17 protein-coding genes and 1 pseudogene are annotated in these 18,665 nt (G+C 70.0%); 11 read left to right on the top strand and 7 right to left on the bottom strand.

Annotated elements, in window-relative coordinates:
- Positions 1-612: 612 nt before the first annotated feature.
- Complete coding sequence (locus ACWDKQ_RS17980) at positions 613-1,548, top strand: heme o synthase (RefSeq protein ID WP_450139865.1); 936 nt, start codon at positions 613-615, stop codon at positions 1,546-1,548.
- Positions 1,549-1,640: 92 nt separating this feature from the next.
- On the opposite strand, the gene ACWDKQ_RS17975 is transcribed toward ACWDKQ_RS17980, so the two are convergent.
- Positions 1,641-2,609, bottom strand: coding sequence for a quinone oxidoreductase family protein (locus tag ACWDKQ_RS17975; RefSeq protein ID WP_450139864.1), 969 nt, complete (start codon positions 2,607-2,609; stop codon positions 1,641-1,643).
- A gap of 180 nt (positions 2,610-2,789) precedes the next feature.
- Between ACWDKQ_RS17975 and ACWDKQ_RS17970 the strand changes: the two genes are divergently transcribed.
- The 3 genes and pseudogenes from ACWDKQ_RS17970 to ACWDKQ_RS17960 all read left to right on the top strand — a co-directional run.
- A complete protein-coding gene (locus tag ACWDKQ_RS17970) occupies positions 2,790-3,110 on the top strand; it encodes a hypothetical protein (RefSeq protein ID WP_450139863.1) in 321 nt (106 codons plus the stop codon).
- A gap of 112 nt (positions 3,111-3,222) precedes the next feature.
- A complete protein-coding gene (locus ACWDKQ_RS17965; protein ID WP_450139862.1) occupies positions 3,223-3,717 on the top strand; it encodes a GbsR/MarR family transcriptional regulator in 495 nt (164 codons plus the stop codon).
- Between the two features lie 79 nt (positions 3,718-3,796).
- A pseudogene (locus ACWDKQ_RS17960) lies at positions 3,797-4,063 on the top strand (response regulator transcription factor); the annotation flags it as partial.
- Between the two features lie 12 nt (positions 4,064-4,075).
- On the opposite strand, the gene ACWDKQ_RS17955 reads toward ACWDKQ_RS17960, so the two are convergent.
- The 4 genes from ACWDKQ_RS17955 to mptB form a co-directional block, all read right to left on the bottom strand.
- A complete protein-coding gene (locus ACWDKQ_RS17955) occupies positions 4,076-5,038 on the bottom strand; it encodes a COX15/CtaA family protein (protein ID WP_450139861.1) in 963 nt (320 codons plus the stop codon).
- Between the two features lie 283 nt (positions 5,039-5,321).
- The gene (locus tag ACWDKQ_RS17950) at positions 5,322-6,038 is read right to left on the bottom strand and encodes an ABC transporter permease (protein ID WP_450139867.1); all 717 of its coding nucleotides are present in this window, start codon (positions 6,036-6,038) and stop codon (positions 5,322-5,324) included.
- A gap of 89 nt (positions 6,039-6,127) precedes the next feature.
- Positions 6,128-7,063 carry an ABC transporter ATP-binding protein gene (locus ACWDKQ_RS17945; protein WP_450139860.1) on the bottom strand — a complete coding sequence of 312 codons (936 nt, stop codon included), beginning with the start codon at positions 7,061-7,063 and terminating at the stop codon, positions 6,128-6,130.
- Positions 7,064-7,074: 11 nt separating this feature from the next.
- Positions 7,075-8,643, bottom strand: coding sequence for a polyprenol phosphomannose-dependent alpha 1,6 mannosyltransferase MptB (gene mptB, locus ACWDKQ_RS17940; protein ID WP_450139859.1), 1,569 nt, complete (start codon positions 8,641-8,643; stop codon positions 7,075-7,077).
- An 85-nt stretch (positions 8,644-8,728) separates the two neighbouring features.
- Here mptB and ACWDKQ_RS17935 point away from each other — a divergent pair, with 85 nt between their 5' ends.
- From ACWDKQ_RS17935 to ACWDKQ_RS17905, 7 genes are all read left to right on the top strand, one after another.
- Positions 8,729-9,562: a helix-turn-helix transcriptional regulator gene (locus tag ACWDKQ_RS17935; RefSeq protein WP_450139858.1), complete on the top strand. Its 834-nt coding sequence runs from the start codon at positions 8,729-8,731 to the stop codon at positions 9,560-9,562.
- The gene (sufB, locus tag ACWDKQ_RS17930) at positions 9,559-11,022 is read left to right on the top strand and encodes a Fe-S cluster assembly protein SufB (RefSeq protein ID WP_450139857.1); all 1,464 of its coding nucleotides are present in this window, start codon (positions 9,559-9,561) and stop codon (positions 11,020-11,022) included. Before ACWDKQ_RS17935 ends, sufB begins: the two co-directional genes overlap by 4 nt.
- A gap of 1 nt (position 11,023) precedes the next feature.
- The gene (sufD, locus tag ACWDKQ_RS17925) at positions 11,024-12,208 is read left to right on the top strand and encodes a Fe-S cluster assembly protein SufD (RefSeq protein ID WP_450139856.1); all 1,185 of its coding nucleotides are present in this window, start codon (positions 11,024-11,026) and stop codon (positions 12,206-12,208) included.
- Between the two features lie 137 nt (positions 12,209-12,345).
- Positions 12,346-13,119 carry a Fe-S cluster assembly ATPase SufC gene (gene sufC, locus ACWDKQ_RS17920; RefSeq protein WP_450139855.1) on the top strand — a complete coding sequence of 258 codons (774 nt, stop codon included), beginning with the start codon at positions 12,346-12,348 and terminating at the stop codon, positions 13,117-13,119.
- Entirely contained in the window at positions 13,116-14,423 is a 1,308-nt protein-coding gene (locus ACWDKQ_RS17915; protein WP_450139854.1) for a cysteine desulfurase, read from the top strand. The genes sufC and ACWDKQ_RS17915 overlap by 4 nt, the downstream gene beginning before the upstream one ends.
- A 24-nt stretch (positions 14,424-14,447) precedes the next feature.
- The gene (gene sufU / locus ACWDKQ_RS17910) at positions 14,448-14,906 is read left to right on the top strand and encodes a Fe-S cluster assembly sulfur transfer protein SufU (RefSeq protein ID WP_450139853.1); all 459 of its coding nucleotides are present in this window, start codon (positions 14,448-14,450) and stop codon (positions 14,904-14,906) included.
- Entirely contained in the window at positions 14,903-15,310 is a 408-nt protein-coding gene (locus ACWDKQ_RS17905) for a metal-sulfur cluster assembly factor (protein WP_010310676.1), read from the top strand. The genes sufU and ACWDKQ_RS17905 overlap by 4 nt, the downstream gene beginning before the upstream one ends.
- A gap of 167 nt (positions 15,311-15,477) precedes the next feature.
- Here the strand turns inward: ACWDKQ_RS17905 and ACWDKQ_RS17900 are convergent, their stop codons facing one another.
- Both ACWDKQ_RS17900 and ACWDKQ_RS17895 read right to left on the bottom strand, forming a co-directional pair.
- Positions 15,478-17,232, bottom strand: coding sequence for an EAL domain-containing protein (locus ACWDKQ_RS17900; RefSeq protein WP_450139852.1), 1,755 nt, complete (start codon positions 17,230-17,232; stop codon positions 15,478-15,480).
- A 198-nt stretch (positions 17,233-17,430) separates the two neighbouring features.
- Entirely contained in the window at positions 17,431-18,615 is a 1,185-nt protein-coding gene (locus ACWDKQ_RS17895) for a lycopene cyclase family protein (protein ID WP_450139851.1), read from the bottom strand.
- Between the last annotated feature and the right edge of the window lie 50 nt (positions 18,616-18,665).

The following is an 18,665-nucleotide window of genomic DNA, read 5'->3' as shown; positions in this document are numbered from 1 at the left end:
GCGTCGGCGGCGAGCACGCGGGCGGTGTCCACCGCGCGCTGGTCCAGTTCGGTCCAGCCTTCGGGCAGGTTCTTGGTGGTCAAGCGGGCAAGGTCGTCGGTGACGGACACGGACGCAGCTCCAAGTTTCCTTCGGCGGTTTTCCCTACAACGCGGTGAATGCGGTCGCTGCTGGACCGATCCGAACCGCGGTTATCCCTCGTCCGACGGGCAGCCTAGTCGTGTCCGATCAGCCACGCGCCGACCCGTCTGCATTGCTGTTTCCCCGCCCGTCGGGAGCGGGAAGCGGCGGCGCCCACACTGCGGCTGGGAGACCCACGGTTGCGCCGTCCGGGTGACGCCGGGGACTCGGCTGCTGCCTGCCCGTGCCCTGCGGTTTCGCGCTGAAGGGCGACCCGCGCGACCGGGAACAGGCGGGAACCCGGTCAGGATAGCGGGGAAGGGGCGTGACCAGGGCCACCGGGCCCGCGCGGGACCCCGGCGATAGACCCGCGCGAAGCCGCGTTCAGTAGCGCGCCTACTATTCATGGTCGGTCCAATTCGGCGCGGTCCGGGTTGTGCCAGGTCGTCCGAAACGCCTTAGGAGTGCCATGCCGTCGGTGAGCGCAGCGTCGTGACCACCGTCGTCGACGCCCCCCGGACACGGCACGCTCGGCGGCCCGCTGAGCTGCTGAAAGCCTATGCGGGGCTGATCAAGCCGCGAGTCATCGAGCTGCTGCTGGTGACCACCATCCCGGCGATGCTGCTGGCCGCGCGGGGCATCCCGTCGCCGTGGCTGGTGCTCGCCACGCTGATCGGCGGCACCATGGCGGCGGGCAGCGCGAACGCGTTGAACTGCGTCGCCGACGCCGACATCGACCAGGTGATGAAACGCACCCGGGCCCGCCCGCTGGTGCGGCACACGGTGTCAACCCGGCACGCCCTGGTCTTCGGCATCGCGCTCGGCGTCGGGTCCTTCGGCTGGCTGTGGGCGACGACGAACTTGCTGGCCGCTTCGCTGGCCGTCGGCACGATCCTGTTCTACGTCTTCGTCTACACGCTGGTGCTCAAGCGGCGCACCGCGCAGAACATCGTCTGGGGCGGCGCCGCGGGCTGCATGCCGGTGGTGATCGGCTGGGCCGGGGTGACCGGCCGGGTGGACTGGCCGGCGCTGGTGATGTTCGGCGTGATCTTCTTCTGGACGCCGCCGCATACCTGGTCGCTGGCGATGAAGTACAAGGACGACTACGAGCGCGCCGGCGTCCCGATGCTGCCAGTGGTGGCGCAGCCGACGTACGTGTCGCGGCAGATCGTGGTGTTCACCTGGCTGATGGTGGTGTGGACGCTGCTGCTGGTCCCGGCGACCGGGTGGCTCTACGCGGCGTTCGCGGTCCTCTCCGGGACGTGGTTCCTGTTCCTCGCGCACCGGCTGCACGCCGCTACCAAGCGCGGCGAGAAGACCGAGCCGATGAAGCTGTTCCACATGTCCAACACGTACTTGATGATCGTGTGCGTGGCCCTCGCTGTGGACTCCGCGCTGAGCCTGCCCGTGCTGGGCTGGCCGTTCTGATCGCGTTTCCGCGCTCGTCCGGTTGCGGGTGTCCGCAATTTCAATGGAATCAGACCTTCGATTTCCATTGAAATTGCGGACGTGCGCGGTGGTCACGGCAGGAGCAGGAGCTTTCCGGTGGTGCGGCGGCCTTCCAGGTCCTCGTGCGCGCGGTAGGCGTCCGCCAGCGGGTAGGTGCCGCCGATGCGGATCTTGAGGGTGCCGCTGGCGATCCAGCTGAACAGTTCGTTGGCCCGCGAGTCCAGCTCGTCGCGGGTCAGGATGTGGTGCGCGAGGCTCGGGCGGGTCAGGAACACCGATCCCGCCGCGTTCAGCCGCTGCGGGTCGACTGGCGGCACCGGGCCGCTGGACGCGCCGAACAGCGCGAGCATGCCGCGAGGCCGCAGGCTGGCCAGGCTCGCGTCGAAGGTGGTCTTGCCGACGCCGTCGTAGACCACGTCCACGCCGCGCCCGTCGGTGAGGTCCTTGACCTCCTCGACCACGTCCGCCTCGGTGTAGCGGATGATCTCGTCGGCTCCCGCCTCTCGTGCCAGCTCCTCCTTCTCCGGCGTGGACACCGTGCCGATCACGTTTCCGCCGCGCGACTTGATCAGCTGGGTCAGCAGCAGGCCCATGCCGCCGGCCGCGGCGTGCACCAGGGCGGTCTCGCCGGTGCGCACCGGGTAGGTCGAGGTGATCAGGTAGTGCGCGGTCAGTCCCTGCAGGAGCGCGGCCGCCGCCGTATGGTCGTCCACCCCGTCCGGCACCCGCACCGCCTTGTCGGCGGGCACCAGCGCCCGCTCGGCGTAGCTGCCCGGGGCCATCGCCCAGGCGATGCGGTCGCCGACGCCGAAGCCGGTCACGTCGGGGCCGACCGCGACGACCTTGCCCGCGCCCTCCGAACCGGGCGTGAAAGGCAGCTTCATCGAGTAGATCCCGCTGCGCTGGTAGGTGTCGATGAAGTTGACTCCGGCCGCGGCGACCTCGACCAGCAGCTGGCCGGGCCCCGGGTCGGGCAGCTCGGCTTCGCTGTACTCCAGGACCTCGGGTCCGCCGTTGGCCGCCACGCGAATCGCGTGCATGCTCTCTCCTCCGCCTGTCATCGTTCGACGGGTGCAACTCCGCACCTCGATCCGATCTTCCCCGCGAGCACCCGACATCCGAAATGATGCCCGTCGCACGAGGTGCCGCCCGTTGATCGCGCGGGTGTCGTGTGCGACGAAGCTGCCGCCCGGTGGTGAATCGTGTTTAGGATTGCGGGCATGACGGCTGCCGAGAAGGACACCGAACAGGCCACCGCCCCGTCGCCAAAGGCGATCGCTGTGGCGACGGCGTTCGTCGCCGCGCACGGCGGGTCTGCGCGCGCGGTGGTGGAGAACCTGGGGCGGACGGGTGCCCGGATCGTGCTGATCGGCGAGGACGGCCTGATGGGCGACGTTCTGGTGCCCGACGCGGCCGCGGGAGAGGCCCTCGTCGAGGCCGTCGAAGGGCTGTCGCCGCATGAGTGGGACGGCGAGACGGTCGCGGCGCTGAAGATCGGGCCCGCGCACCGGCGGAAGATGGCCGGCCCCCGGGCGCGGTGACGCCGCGCGTCTCGCGTTAGATGTTCGACACACCTTTGATCGCTGCTTGGTTGAATCGTTCGCTGTGGTCTATGTTTTCAGCGGGGACTAAACTCGATCATTTGGAGTCGTCGTGTCCGACTACTTGCAGCGCACCGACCGGCCCGCCATGTCGGAGTGGATCGAGCAGATGGCGGCGCACTTCGAGGCCAGCGAAGGCATGCCGCTGATCGCCGGCCGGATCCTGGCGTTCCTGCTGATCTGCGACCCGCCGGAGCGCACCGCCGCGGAGCTGTCCCACGCGCTGGCCGCGAGTACCGGATCGATCAGCACGAACGTGCGGCTGCTGATGCGGCTCGGGGTGATCTCCAAGACGACCCGGCAGGGCCGCGAGGCGGCCCTGTACCAGGTGGAGGAGGACCGCTGGCCGGCGCTGGTGCGCCAGCGCATGGAGCGGGTCACCGCGCTGGAAGAGCTCACCTCGCAAGGCCTGCGGATGTTCAGCGGCCAGGGCGAACGGGCCCGCCGCCTGCGCACGGTGAACGAGTTTTACCAGTGGCTGTCCGGCGAGATGCCGGAGCTGTGGCGCCGCTGGGAACGCGAAGGCAAACCCAAGCTGCGCTTCTGACCAGCACCGCGCCGGGGATGACGGCATCGGCCGATTGGTTGCCCGGAGCGGGTCGCAGGCAACTTCGAGATCGAGTCCAGCGGCGGGTCGGACGGTGCTCTCACCGGCGGTGGCCTCGCGCCTGGTGTCCCGTGTGCGATCGCCCGGTGAAAAGCCGTTGAGCGGGCGGGAGCGCGAGGTCGTGGGGCTGGTGGCCAGGGGCAGGTCCGGCCGCGAGATCGCCGCGGCGCTGTTCCTCAGCGAGGCGACGGTCAAGACCCACCTGACCCACCTCTACGACAAGTTGGGGGTCAAGGACCGGGCCGCGGCGGTCGCGTCCGCCTACGAGCGCGGCATTCTCGGCTGAGGTCCGACTGGTTCAGGCGGCGACGGATTCCTTGGCCGTGGCCTCGGGCGTCGGCTCCGGCAGCGGGCCGCGGTAGCGGGACTCGCACCAGAGCATCGCGGTGACGATGATCACCAGCGTCGCCGCCAGCACGTGCAGGACCACCATCGTCTCGGGAACGCCGAGGTAGTACTGCACGGAGCCGATCCCGCCCTGCACCAGCACGAGCACGCATGCCGCGCCGTAGGTCTTCAGCAGGGCCTTGGTCGGGCGGGCGCTGCGCAGCCACACGCCGAACAACGCGAGCAAAAGCACGTACGCCATCACCAGCAGGCCGTGGGCCTGCACCATCGTCGGCACCGGGAGGTCGAGTCGCGGCGTGTCCGGGTCGCCCGCGTGCGGGCCGGAAGCGGTGACCAGCGTGCCGAGGACCAGCACGGCCGCGGTGACCACGACCAGGGCGGCCAGCAGCTTACGCATCGGCGGCGGCACCACGCCGGCTGGCTCGCGGTCGCCCTCGGTGGTCGCCTTGACCAGGATCGTGGCCAGCCAGATGAGTACTGCCGAGGCCATGAAGTGCATCGACACGCTCCACCAGGCCAGGTTGACGCGCACCGTCATGCCGCCGATGATTGCCTGCGCGATCACGCCCAGCGGCATCACCAGCGCCAGCCGGACTAGCCGCTTCCGGTAGGGCAGGCACCGCCACGCGGCCAGGAAGCAGGCCAGCGCGATGAACCCGATCACGCCGGTCAGCAGTCGGTTGCCGAACTCGATCACCTGGTGGAGGGTCGCTACCTCGGGGTGCTCGACGGGCACCATGCTGCCCGGGAAGCACTGCGGCCAGGTGGGGCAGCCGAGCCCGGAACCGGTCACCCGGACGATCACGCCGGTCACCGAGATCAGCGCCTGCGTCACCAGCACCGCGATTGCCAGACCGCGCACAACGCGCGGCGACGGGCGGGAGATCCGGGAAGTCATCGAGGCCGTGGGCACGCACTCGATGGTAGGCCGCCGCCGAAAACCGCCCACCCGCAGGGGCTTGACAACGCGGTGCCGGCGAGCTGTCAGAGCGTGCGGCGGAGTCCATGCGGGAGCGCGCCGCGCAGCAGCGTGATCGCGTGCCAGAGCTCGAGGTTAGAGGTGCGGTTCGTCGGGCCACGCCAGTTCGGCGTGCTCTAGTTCCAGGGTTTGCTTGGTTTGGCCCGCGACCTTCGTCGCGCATCCTAGAACGATGCTCTAGCTAGAACGATGTTCCAGGACGGTCGGCAGTCCCGGATCAGGTCAGACGGGTGGTCCGGATCGCCACCGCGCCGCACACCGCGCCCCACGCCACCAGCACCGCGACCGGCTGCACGCCGGGCAGGGCGCCGTTGACAAGCACCGCGTCCAAGGCCTCCGCGAGGGCACCGGACGGCAGGAAGCCAGCGACCGCACCGACCGGGCCGGGCAGTTCGCTCGCGGGCAGCGCCAACCCACCGGCGAGCAGCAGCACGAACCAGATCGCGTTGGCCAGCGCGAGCACGATCTCGGCCCGCAACGACCCACCGACCAGCACCCCGGCCGCGCCGAAGGCGAGCGTGCCCAGGACCAACAGCGGGATGGCGGGCAGCAGCCCGGCAAGCGCGGGTGACCAGCCCAGCAGCGCCGCGGCGACGCCCAGCACAACCGCCTGCAGCGCGACGACCAGCAGCGTCGCCAGTACACGACCGGACACCAGCGTCCAGCGCGGCAGCGCCGTCGCGGACAGCCGCTTGAGCACGCCGTAGCGGCGGTCGAAGCCGAGCGCGATGGCCTGCCCGGTGAACGCCGTGGACATCACCGCCAACGCCAGGATCCGCGGCATCACCGAGTTCACCCGCGGCTCCGGCAGGGCGCCGATGTGCAGCGTGCTCAGCCCGATCAGCAGCGCCAGCGGGATGATCAGCGTCAGCAGCGCCTGCTCGCCGTGCCGGATGATCAGCAGCGCCTCGACCTTGGTCTGCGCGGCCAGCATCCGGCCCGCGCCGCCGCGGCCGGGCTTCGGCGCGAACGTGCCCGGCGGGAACTGGGCGCCGAGCTGGGCGGGAGCGTTGGTTTCGGCGTTCACGATCGCAGCTCCCGTCCGGTCAATTCCAGGAATACGTCCTCCAGGCTGCGGCGGCTGACCCGGAGTTCCTGCGCGAGCACGCCGTGCTGCGCGCACCAGGCGGTCACGGTCGACACCACCTGCGGGTCGACCACGCCGCGCACCACGTAGTCGCCGGGGCGCAGCTCGGTGGCCTCGCAGCCCTCCGGCAGCGCGGCCAGCAGCAGCTTCAGGTCCAGCCCGGGCTGGGAGCGAAACCGGAGTTCCTGCCTGCCGTCCTCGGGTTCGGTGAGCTCCGCCGCGGTGCCCTCGGCGACCGCGCGGCCGTGGTCGACGATCACCACCCGGTCGGCCAGCGTTTCGGCCTCGTCCATTAGGTGGGTCGTCAGCAGCACGCTTACTCCATCGCGGCGCAGTGCGCCGACCAGGTCCCAGACCAGCCGCCGCGCCTGCGGGTCCAGTCCTGCGGTGGGCTCGTCGAGGAACACCAGCTCGGGGCGGCCGACCAGGGCGCAGGCCAGTGACAGGCGCTGCTGCTGGCCGCCGGAGAGCCGCTTGTAGGGGGTGCGGCGGGCGGCGTCGAGGCCGAGCACGTCCAGCAGCCACGCCGGGTCCAGCGGGTCGGCGGCGCAGGCGGCGATCAGGTTCAGCATCTCGTCGGCGCGCACGCCCGGATACGCGCCGCCGCCCTGCGGCATGACGCCGATCCGCGGCCGCAACGCCTCTGACTGCGTGCGCGGGTCCAGCCCGAGCACGCGCACTTCCCCGTCGTCCGCGCGTTGGAAGCCCTCGCAGATCTCGACGGTAGTGGTCTTGCCCGCGCCGTTGGGCCCGAGCAGCGCCAGGACGCTGCCGCGCGGCAGGCACAGGTCGAGCCCGGCAACGGCGACGGTGTCGCCGAAGCGCTTCTTCAGCCCCCGCAACCGGACGGCCGGGCTATCGGCGTTGCTCACGACATCCAAGCCTATTGCGTGCCCGGCCGAACACCGCCGCGGGTCGGCAGCAGGCCCGGGACCTTTCCGCGCACCAGCCAGAGCGTGATCGCGAAGGCGATCGCTGCGGCGATCACCGCGAACGGGATCTGGTAGGCGCGCAGCACGAAACCCGCCCCGGTCGGCGGCACCAGCAGTGACACCGCGGCGCAGATCACGGTCGCGGTGATTCGGAACCGGTTGCTGTTGGTGGACAGCGCCAGCGGCACCACCGACCACAGCAGGTACCAGGGCCACAGCACCGGCACGGCCAGCGCGAGCGTGAGGAACGTGATGCCCATCGCGGCCAGCGGTTCGATGCGGCCGCGGAAGGACAGCCACAGCATCCGCAGGCACACCGCGGCGACGATCAGATATCCGATGATCTTGGTGATGACCAGCATCGCGTCGGTCTGGTTGCCCAGCCCCAGCAGGGTGCTCAGGCCGCCGCCGGTCATGCCGAACGCGGTCAGCGGCGCCATGAACGTCTTGACCCGGTTGGGCACGTCGAAGGTGTCGATCCAGCCGAGTCCCCAGCCACTGGCCACCGTGATCACCGTCATGGTGGCCAGGAACACCGCCGCCAGCAGCGCCGCGACCCGCACCAAGTCGCGGAACCGGCCGCCGCGCCGCAGCACCAGGTAGATCCCGAAGAAGCCGAGTGCGATCCAGCCGGGCGGCTTGATCGCCCCGGCGATGGTCAGCAGCACGCCGGCGGCGATGGTGCCCGGCACGGTCTGGTAGCGCAGCCCCAGCTCGATGGCGGCCAGCATGATGCCGACCATAAGCGCCTCGTTGTGCATGCCGCTGACCACGTGGAAGAGCACGATCGGGTTGGCCGCGCCGAGCCACAGCGCCGCTGCCGGGTGCACCCCGCAGCGGCGCGCCAGCCGGGGGATCGCCCAGATCGCCAGTGCCAGCCCGCACAGCATCACCGCGCGCCACACCAGCACCCCGAACACCACGTTGTCGCCGACGATCCGGGAGATCACCTGGCCGAACATCAGGAACAGCGGCCCGTACGGCGACGGGGTGTCGCGCCAGATGTTGGGCACGTTGGCGGTGAACGGGTGGTCGATGCCCAGCGCGGCGGCCGAGCCCAGCACGTACGGGTTGAAGCCGCGGGCGGCCACCTCGCTCTGCGCGAGGTAGCTGTACATGTCGGTGCTGAACAGCGGCGGGGCCAGGGCCAGCGGCAGTGCCCACATCGCCAGCGTGCGGGCCAGCTGGGTGACCGACAGCATCCGGCCGCGGCCCGGCCAGCAGAGCTTCCCCAGCCACAGCCAGGCGATCACGATCATCAGCATGCCCAGCCAGCAGCTGGCCATCGCGGCGGTCGGGATCCGGACGGGCAGACCGATCAGGCGGGCGCCGGACAGCGGGTTGTCCACCGGGGCGGCCCCGGCACCGATCGCGCCCACCGCGAGCACCAGCGAACCGGTGGTGCCGAACCGGCGGACGACGTCGAGCTGCCGCCGCTCGGCGCGGTCCAGGGGCTTCGGTTCCGCGGGCCCCGGGTCGGAACCTGCGGGCGCTGGGTCTTTCGATTCGACTGCCGCCACGACGACGAAGGGTAATCGCGTGAGTCAGCTCACGCGGCCGCCCCGCGCTCTGGTGTCCCGAGACGAAATAGGTAACATTCGTGTTGTGAAAAACGTCGGGACGTCCGCGCCCGCCTGGATGACAGGCACCGTGGCCAGCGCCGAGGGCCACGCGGCCCAGTACGGTGCTGCCTCGCACGGCGACGGACGCACCCGGCACGCGGTTGCGCGGTTGCTGCTGGAACGGGGGCCGATCACCGCTGCGGCGGTGGCCGACGAACTCGGGCTGAGCCCCACCGCGGTGCGCCGGCACCTCGACGTGCTGGTCGCCGAGGGCGAGGCCTACACCCGGGAAGCCTCCCCGCGGGGCCGTCGCGGTCGTGGCCGACCCGCGAAGCTGTTCCTGCTCACCGAAGTGGGCCGGGCGCGGTTCGGGCACGCCTACGACGACCTGGCGGTGGCGGCGCTGCGGTTCATCGCCGAGCACGAAGGGGAGCAGGCGGTCCGCGAGTTCGCCAACCGGCGGATGGCCGCATTGGTGGCCAACCATCGTGAGGTGCTGGCGGCCGCGACCGACCCGGCGAAGCGCGCGGAGGTTCTAGCCGACGCGCTCACCAGGGAGGGTTACGCTGCCTCGACGCGCAGCGTCGGCAGCGGAGAGCAGCTCTGCCAACACCACTGCCCGGTGGCGCACGTCGCTGCGGACTTCCCGCAGCTGTGCGAGGCCGAGACGGCGGCGTTCGCGGAAGTCCTCGGCACCCATGTGCAGCGGCTGGCCACCATCGCCAACGGTGATGCGGCCTGCACCACGCACGTACCAACCGCGCGGTTCGCGGATCCGGGTGGCGACACCTCGGACACCGTCCAGATCCCTGCTGCCCCGGTCCCGAAGGGTCAGCAGAACACCGCCCCGATTCCTTTTGGAGGGGAGTCCGTATGACTGCCGCTGCGGAGCAGCGCACACCCACCACGACGTCCAACGGCAACGGCCAGCTCAGCCAGGACGAAATCCTGGCCAGCGTGGGCAGCTACGAGTACGGCTGGGCCGACTCCGACGTTGCGGGTGCTGGCGCACGTCGTGGGCTCAACGAGAACGTCGTCCGCGACATCTCGGCCAAGAAGGACGAGCCCGAGTGGATGCTGGAGACCCGGCTGAAGGCGCTACGGCTGTTCGACCGCAAGCCGATGCCGAACTGGGGTGCCGACCTGTCGGGGATCGACTTCGACAACATCAAGTACTTCGTCCGCTCCACCGAGCAGCAGGCCCAGACCTGGGAAGACCTGCCCGAGGACATCAAGAACACCTACGACAAGCTGGGCATCCCAGAGGCCGAGAAGCAGCGCCTCGTCGCGGGTGTGGCCGCCCAGTACGAGTCCGAGGTCGTCTACCACAAGATCCGCGAGGACCTTGAGGAGCAGGGCGTCATCTTCCTGGACACCGACACCGGCCTCAAGCAACACCCGGAGCTGTTCAAGGAGTACTTCGGTTCGGTCATCCCGGCCGGCGACAACAAGTTCTCCGCGCTGAACACCTCGGTGTGGTCGGGCGGCTCGTTCATCTACGTGCCGCCGGGCGTGCACGTGGACATCCCGCTGCAGGCCTACTTCCGGATCAACACCGAGAACATGGGCCAGTTCGAGCGGACCCTGATCATCGTCGACGAGGGTGCCTACGTGCACTACGTCGAGGGCTGCACGGCGCCGATCTACTCCAGCGACTCGCTGCACTCCGCGGTCGTGGAGATCATCGTCAAGAAGGGCGGCCGCTGCCGCTACACGACGATCCAGAACTGGTCGACCAACGTCTACAACCTGGTCACCAAGCGCGCCAAGGCCGAAGAGGGCGCCACCATGGAGTGGGTCGACGGCAACCTCGGCTCCAAGGTGACCATGAAGTACCCGTCGGTGTTCCTGATGGGCGAGCACGCCAAGGGCGAGGTGCTCTCGGTGGCGTTCGCCGGCGAGGGCCAGCACCAGGACGCGGGCGCGAAGATGGAGCACCTGGCGCCGCACACCTCCTCGACGATCGTGTCCAAGTCGATCGCCCGGGGCGGCGGCCGCACCTCCTACCGAGGCCTGGTCAAGGTCGCGAAGCGGGCGCACCACTCGTCGTCCAACGTCAAGTGCGATGCGCTGCTGGTGGACACCATCAGCCGCTCCGACACCTACCCGTACGTGGATGTCCGCGTCGACGACGTGTCGATGGGCCACGAGGCGACCGTGTCCAAGGTCAGCGACGACCAGCTGTTCTACCTGATGCAGCGGGGCCTTACCGAGGACGAGGCGATGGCGATGATCGTGCGCGGCTTCGTCGAGCCGATCGCCCGCGAGCTGCCGATGGAATACGCACTGGAACTGAACCGCCTGATCGAGCTGCAGATGGAAGGGGCCGTCGGCTGAGATGAGCACCACCAAGACCGACGCCCAGCACGGCCTCGCCGAGCACTCGCACGGGGGCGGCAGCGGCATCCCGCAGTCCTCCCGCGGGGCGCGCTTTATGTCCTACGACGTCGAGGCCTTCGAGGTGCCCGGCGGCCGCGAGGAGGACTGGCGCTTCACGCCGATGAAGCGGCTGAGGGGCCTGCACGACGGCACCGCCACCGCCACCGGCAACATCAAGATCGAGGTCACCGGCGACGGCGCGACCGTGGAGACGGTGGGGCGCGACGACGCGCGGATCGGCAACGGGGGCATCCCGTCCGACCGCGTCGCCGCGCAGGCCTGGAGTTCCTTCACCGAGGCCACCGTCGTCACGGTCCCGAGAGACACCAAGCCCGAGGACTCGATCACCATCACGGTGCACGGCCCGGGCGAGGGCCAGGTGGCCTTCGGGCACCTGCAGGTCCGCGCCGAGCAGTTCGCCGAGGCCGTAGTGGTGATCGACTACCGCGGTTCCGGCACGCTGGGCGACAACGTCGAGTTCGTCGCCGGTGACGGCGCGCAGCTGCGCGTCGTGTCCGTGCACGACTGGGCCGACGACGCCACGCAGGTCAGCTCCGAGCATGCCTACCTGGGCCGCGACACGGTGTTCCGGCACCTCGCCGTCACCCTCGGCGGCGACCTGGTGCGGGTCAACACCACCATCACCTACGGCGACAAGGGCGGCGACGCCGAACTGCTCGGCCTGTATTTCGCCGACGCCGGCCAGCACCTGGAGCACCGGATGCTGGTGGACCACGCGGTGCCGAACTGCCGCAGCAACGTGCTCTACAAGGGCGCGCTGCAGGGCGACTCGGCGCACTCGGTGTGGATCGGCGACGTGCTGATCCGGGCTGCGGCCGAGGGCACCGACACCTACGAGCTCAACCGCAACCTGGTGCTGACCGAGGGCGCGCGGGCCGACTCGGTGCCCAACCTGGAGATCGAGACCGGCGAGATCGAAGGCGCCGGGCACGCCAGCGCCACCGGCCGGTTCGACGACGAGCAGCTGTTCTACCTGCAGGCCCGGGGCATCCCGCAGGACCAGGCCCGGCGCCTGGTGGTGCGCGGGTTCTTCGGCGAGCTGCTGCAGAAGATCACCGTGCCCGAGGTCCGGGAGCGGCTGGAAGCCGCGATCGAGGAAGAACTCGCCGTCGTCGGCGCCTGAATACCGAGGAGGTCAAAAGTAAGTCGACCCGCACGACCGGCAGCCGCCTAAGTTTCGCGGTTACGACACTTTTGGCCGGATTGGTATTTGCAGGCACAGTCAAGAGCTTTCGCACACACCAGGAGAACGAAGAAGAAATGGCCACCCTGGAGATCAAGGACCTGCACGGCTCGGTCCTCACCGAGGAAGGCGCCAAGCCGATCCTCAACGGTGTCAACCTGACCGTCGGCTCGGGCGAGATCCACGCCATCATGGGCCCCAACGGCTCCGGCAAGTCGACGCTGGCCTACGCAATCGCCGGGCACCCGAAGTACCGGATCGACTCCGGTTCGGTGTTGCTGGACGGCGAGGACGTGCTGGAGATGAGCGTCGACGAGCGGGCCCGCGCCGGTCTGTTCCTCGCCATGCAGTACCCGGTCGAGGTGCCGGGCGTGTCGATGTCGAACTTCCTGCGCACCGCGGCGACCGCGGTCCGCGGCGAGGCCCCGCAGATCCGCAAGTGGGTCAAGGAAGTCAAGCAGGCCATGTCGGACCTCGACATCGACCCGTCGTTCGCCGAGCGCAGCGTCAACGAGGGCTTCTCCGGTGGTGAGAAGAAGCGGCACGAGATCCTGCAGCTGGACCTGCTGGACCCGAAGTTCGCGATCCTCGACGAGACCGACTCCGGCCTCGACGTCGACGCGCTGCGGGTGGTTTCCGAGGGCGTCAACTCCTACCACGCCAAGGGTGGCAAGGGTGTCCTGCTGATCACCCACTACACCCGGATCCTCAAGCACATCACCCCCGACTACGTGCACGTCTTCGCCGAGGGCAAGGTCGTCGAGTCCGGTGGTGCCAAGCTCGCCGATGAGCTGGAGGAGAAGGGCTACGTGCGCTTCACCGGCAAGAAGGAGGCAGCCGTCCAGTCATGACCGTTCAGCCTCCTCGCACCGAGCGTGCGAGCATCCCGAGCACGCCCCTGGACGTGGCGGCGATCCGGGCGGACTTCCCGATCCTGGGTCGCACCATCCGCGACGGCCGCCGCCTGGTCTACCTGGACTCCGGGGCTACCTCGCAGCGCCCGCGCCAGGTGCTCGACGCGGAGCGCTCGTTCCTGGAGAACTCCAATGCGGCCGTGCACCGCGGCGCGCACCAGCTCGCCGAGGAGGCCACGGACGCGTACGAGGGCGCGCGGGACCGAATCGCCCGCTTCATCGGGGTTGACGCCGACGAGGTGGTGTTCACCAAGAACGCCACCGAGGGCATCAACCTGGTCGCCTACGCCATGAGCAACGCCGCCACCGCCGGAGCGGAGGCCGAGCGCTTCCGCCTCGGACCGGGCGACGAGGTCGTGGTGACCGAGATGGAGCACCACGCGAACCTGGTCCCGTGGCAGCAGTTGTGTGAACGCACCGGCGCCACTCTGCGCTGGTTCGGGGTCACCGACGAGGGCCGCCTCGACCTGTCCGATGTGGACGGTTTGATCAGCGAGCGGACCAAGGTGGTGGCCTTCACCCACCAGTCCAACGTGCTGGGCACGGTGAACCAGACGGAGCAGCTGGTTTCCCGGGCGCACCAGGTCGGTGCGCTGGTGGTGCTGGACGCCTGCCAGTCGGTGCCGCACGCTCCGGTGGACTTCAAGTCGCTGGGCGTGGACTTCGCGGTGTTCTCCGGGCACAAGATGCTCGGCCCCTCCGGAGTCGGCGTGCTCTACGGGCGTCGCGAACTGCTGGCCGCGATGCCGCCGTTCATCAGCGGCGGCTCGATGATCGAACTCGTGCACATGCAACGCTCCACGTTCGCCGCGCCGCCGCAGCGGTTCGAGGCGGGCGTGCCGATGACGTCGCAGGTGGTGGGCCTGGGCGCGGCGGTCGACTACCTGAGCGCGGTCGGTATGGACCGCGTCGCCGAACACGAGCGGCAGCTCACCGAGCTCGCGCTCCGGGAGCTGTCGACGATCGACGGGGTGCGCATCATCGGGCCCACCAACACCGAGCACCGCGGCGGCGCCGTGTCGTTCGTGATCGACGGAGTGCACCCGCACGACGCCGGTCAGGTGCTGGACGACCAGGGCGTCGAGGTCCGCGTCGGACACCACTGCGCATGGCCGCTGCACCGCCGGATGGGAATTCCGGCGACCGTGCGGGCGTCGTTCTACTTGTACAACGAACTGGACGAGGTCAAGGCGTTGGTGGACGCGGTGCGCGAGGCGCAGCGCTTCTTCGGAGTGGCTTGATCGGGGACTGCAGGAGAATTCTTCATGCAGCTTGAGCAGATGTACCAGGAGATCATCCTGGACCACTACCGCAAACCGCACCGCCACGGCCTGCGGGAACCCTTCGACGCCGAATCGTTCCAGGTGAATCCCACCTGCGGCGACGAGGTCACCCTGCGGGTGCGGTTGGCGGGCACGGACGCCGACGCGATCGTCGACGACGTCTCCTACGCGGGGCAGGGTTGTTCGATCAGCCAGGCCTCCGTGTCGGTGCTCACCGACCTGGTCGTCGGCAAGCCGCTGCGGGAGGCGCTGACCACCGAGGCCGCGTTCAGCGAGTTGATGCACGGCCGCGGCAAGATCGAACCGGACGAGGACGTGCTGGAGGACGGCGTCGCGTTCGCGGGAGTGGCGAAGTACCCGATGCGCGTGAAGTGCGCGCTGCTGGGTTGGATGGCTTTCAAGGACGCGGTGTCGCGCGTAGTTGTCGAGGAGGCGTCATGAGCGACGAAGCCCCGGTTCAGGAAATTGACGTGGCCCGCAGCGCCGAGGCGCTGCCCGAGCAAGCCGCGCCGGCCGCCGAGGTGGCGGCGCTGGAGGACGTAGAGGAAGCCCTCCGCGACGTCGTCGACCCCGAGCTGGGGATCAACGTCGTCGACCTCGGGCTGGTCTACGACATCCGGGTCGAGCAGGACAACACCGCCACCGTGGACATGACGTTGACCTCGGCGGCTTGCCCGTTGACCGACGTCATCGAGGACCAGGCACGGGCCGCGCTGACGACCGGTCCCGGTGGTGGGTTGGTCAACGACTTCCGGATCAACTGGGTGTGGATGCCGCCTTGGGGGCCGGAGAAGATCACCGAGGAAGGGCGCGAGCAGCTGCGGGCTCTCGGCTTCACCGTTTAAGGCTTGGTTTTTGGGAAGAGGCACCTGGGGTTTCGGGGTGTCTCTTTCTTTTTGGGGTTTTGCGGTTTCGCCGGCCCGCGCATACCTCCGGGACCTCATCCCCACACCACGGCACCCGGCGGGCAAACCTTGACACTCGGCTACCGCCGTGCTTATTGAATCCGGATTTACCAGGCCGGGCCGGGCAGTTCCGGGTCGTGCGTCGGGAAACCCGGCGGCACCTCCGGCTGCTCGCCGCGGAGCACCTCGATGCGGTCCGAGCCCGGCCGCGACATGACCCAGCTCGAACCGGTCAGCGACTTGGCGCGCTGCTTCAGCGGCGCGAGCTTGCTGGAGACCTCGTCGTAGGAGTCGACCGTCGTCGGCGTGCACACCAGCGTTGCCAGCGACAGGCTCACGGCGAAGTGATCCGCCGAACGCGGCGGGTCGAGCACCAGCTCGGCCAGCGGCACCAGGTCGTCGAGGTCGGCCACCAGCAGGAAGTCGTCGCCGCCGACATGGCCGACCTGCACCGAGCTCAGCGCCGTCGCCGCATCGGTGAGGCTGCGTCCGATCGCGCGGATCAGGTCATCGCCAGCGGAGAACCCGGCCGTGTCGTTGACCTTCTTGAAGCTGTCGATGTCCAGCCAGCTCACCGCGAAGATCTCGCCGGCGGCGATCCGGCGGGCCACGTCGCGGGCTATCGCGTCGCTGCCCGGCAGGCGGGTCAGCGGGTTCAGCGCCGCCGCCTCCTCCACCTTCAGCTCCGCCATGCCGCGGATCAGGTCGCCGGCCCGCACCGCGCCCAGGCAGCGGCTGGACTCGTCCACCACGATCGCGTCGTCGTACATCCGGTACTGGTCCGAGCGGGTCACCAGGCTCAGCGCTTCCATCGCTGTCGTCGCCGTGTTGACCACCCGCGGCTCATCGGCCAGCCGCGACGCGGGGCGCTTGGCGTGCAGCGCGTGCCCGTACGGGCCGGTCACCGCCAGCAGGAACCGGTTGCGGTCGATGGTCCACACCGGCCGGTTCTCGCCGTCGACCAGCACCACGCCGCTGATCTCCGGATGATCCGCCAGCACGCTGCGCACCTTGTCCGCCGTGGCGTCGATCGGCAGCATTGTTGCCGGGGACAGGAACTCCGTCACCCGTGGACCCGTGGCGAGCGTGCTGATCGACGGGCCGTGGGGGTCGGTCAGCTCAGCCGCCACACCCGGCACGCTGCTTGCCGTCGGAGGCTGGCGGGCCGCCGGGGCGAGCAGGTTCCCCTGCACCAGGCGGATTCCGTTGCGACGCAGCGCGGTCAGCTGCCGCTCGTTCTCCACGCCCTCGGCGACCAGTTGGCTCTCGGTCGACTCGCACAGGTGTCGGACCGCCTCCACCACCGCGACCCGGGCCGTGCTCTCCGGCAGCCCGGCGACCACGGCGCGGTCCAGCTTCACCATCGCGGGCCCGATGTCGGCGATCAGGGTCAGGGGCACATCACCTTCGCCGACGCCGTCCAGGGCGACCTGGAAACCGTCGCCGCGCAGCTTGTCCACCCCGGCGAGCAGCTGTCCGGGGTCCAGCCTGGTGAACGGCGGGCCGATCTCCAGCGTCACCTCCTGCTCGCGGCGGCCGATCTCGCGGAGCTTCTCGCGCACCGCGTCGAGCCGGGGGAGGTCGTGGATGACCGTGCCGCCGAAGATGTTCAGGTGCAGGGGGAGTAGCGACTCGTGGTCCGCCATCGAGGTCAGCGCGGCGGTCGCCAGCGACACGTCCAGCTCGGTCAGCCGCCGCTGCCGGGCCGCCTCCCGGAACAGGTCCTGGACGTGCGCGCCTGCCGGCCGGGCCAACGCCTCGACCGCGACGATGGCACCGGTCTTGATGTTGATCAACGGCTGGAACGCGAAGCGCACTTCGTCAACCAACGCAAGCACGGAGTCGATGTTGCCCGGACTCATGCCGCTCCATCGACGGTTTTCACGACCTGTTCACCGACATCTCAGTTCCTCGTCCTCGGCGGCGGACCGCCTCTCCCCGGAACCCAACCTAGCTCGACCGACCGGGGCAGGACATGGTCCTGTCGGCGGACCTGTGTCCAGCGACACAGCGAAACGGAAGCGTTCCGTTACGGTCTGCAGGGTTTGTCGGTTCTGGTGTCAGTCGCCGCCGAGGCCGTGCCGGGCCGGCGGGTGCCCCACCGAGAGACCGCCGAGCACCAGCCGCCGCCGGATCCGCCACGGCGCGTTGCGGAACAGCGCCGACATCGCGGCCGCCGTCCCGGCCGGATTGCCTTCCGGGGCCAGGAACGCCGTCCGGTGCGGCTCGTCCAGCCGGAAGAACGTCTCAAAGAACCCCGGCACCAGGTCCGGGGGCAGGGACAGCAGGGCGTGCAGCGCCCGGTGCCGCAGCACGTGCGCGGCCACCGCGCTCGGTGGCCACTGGATCGACCAACTCGCCTTGGCCGCGGCCGCCGGACCGGACGGGAGCCCGGCGCTGATCGCCGCCGCCAGCCACGGCGCGCGTCGCAGGGACGCCGCCACGCTGAAACCGGTCGCCGGGTGCACGAAACCCGCCGCCGCGCCGAAGGGAATCACCCGACCCGGCCGGGGCAGCGGGTCGTCCACCGGAAACCGCACCCGCTCCTCGCCGATCCGCCCCTGTGCATCCACCCCGGCCGCGGCGAACCGGCCGGCCAGCCTCCGGCGCAGCAACGCCAGCGGCAGCGCCGGGCGGCGCGCCAGCGAGGTCTCCTCGAGCAGCACCCGGTCCGGCCCGAGGCGGATCGCGTAGAGGAATGTGGGCCAGCCGCCGCGGGTTTGCGGGGCCGGTCGCCAGTCCATGAACACACCCGCGTCCGGTTCGCAGAAGGGCTCCGCCGTTGCGGCGTCGACCACCCAGCCCAGCGCGGACTGCTGGGCCGCGGTGTGCGGCGGGCGACCGCCGGAGAGAGCCCGTGTGGCGCCGGTCGCGTCGACCACGACGGCCGCCGCGAATCGCCGACCGTCCTTCAGCACCACGGTCGAACCCGTAGGCCCGTGTTCGGCGGCCGTTGCGCGCCCCGTCACCTCGACGACGTTGGCGCGCCAGAAGTGCTTCCACAACGCCGTGTTGTCCAGCACCGCGTACGGCCGCTGCCATTCGTGCCGGTCGGTGCCGTGCACCGCCATGCGCGGCATCACCGAAGCCAGTGCCGCCGACGGCACCGATGGGGGCAGTTCGTCGCGCCAGGTCCCGTAGGTGTGCGGCCAGACGCGGCGCGGGGCCGGGTCGACCAGCGTCACCTGCAGGCCCGTATCGCTGCAGGCAGCCGCCGCCGCACGACCCGCCGGTCCGCCGCCCACGACAACGACATCCACCGCAGCATCAGATCACGTTGGACGCGGGGTCCGCT

Source organism: Saccharopolyspora sp. NPDC000995 (assembly GCF_053599315.1).
This window is presented reverse-complemented; position numbering and strand designations above follow the sequence as displayed.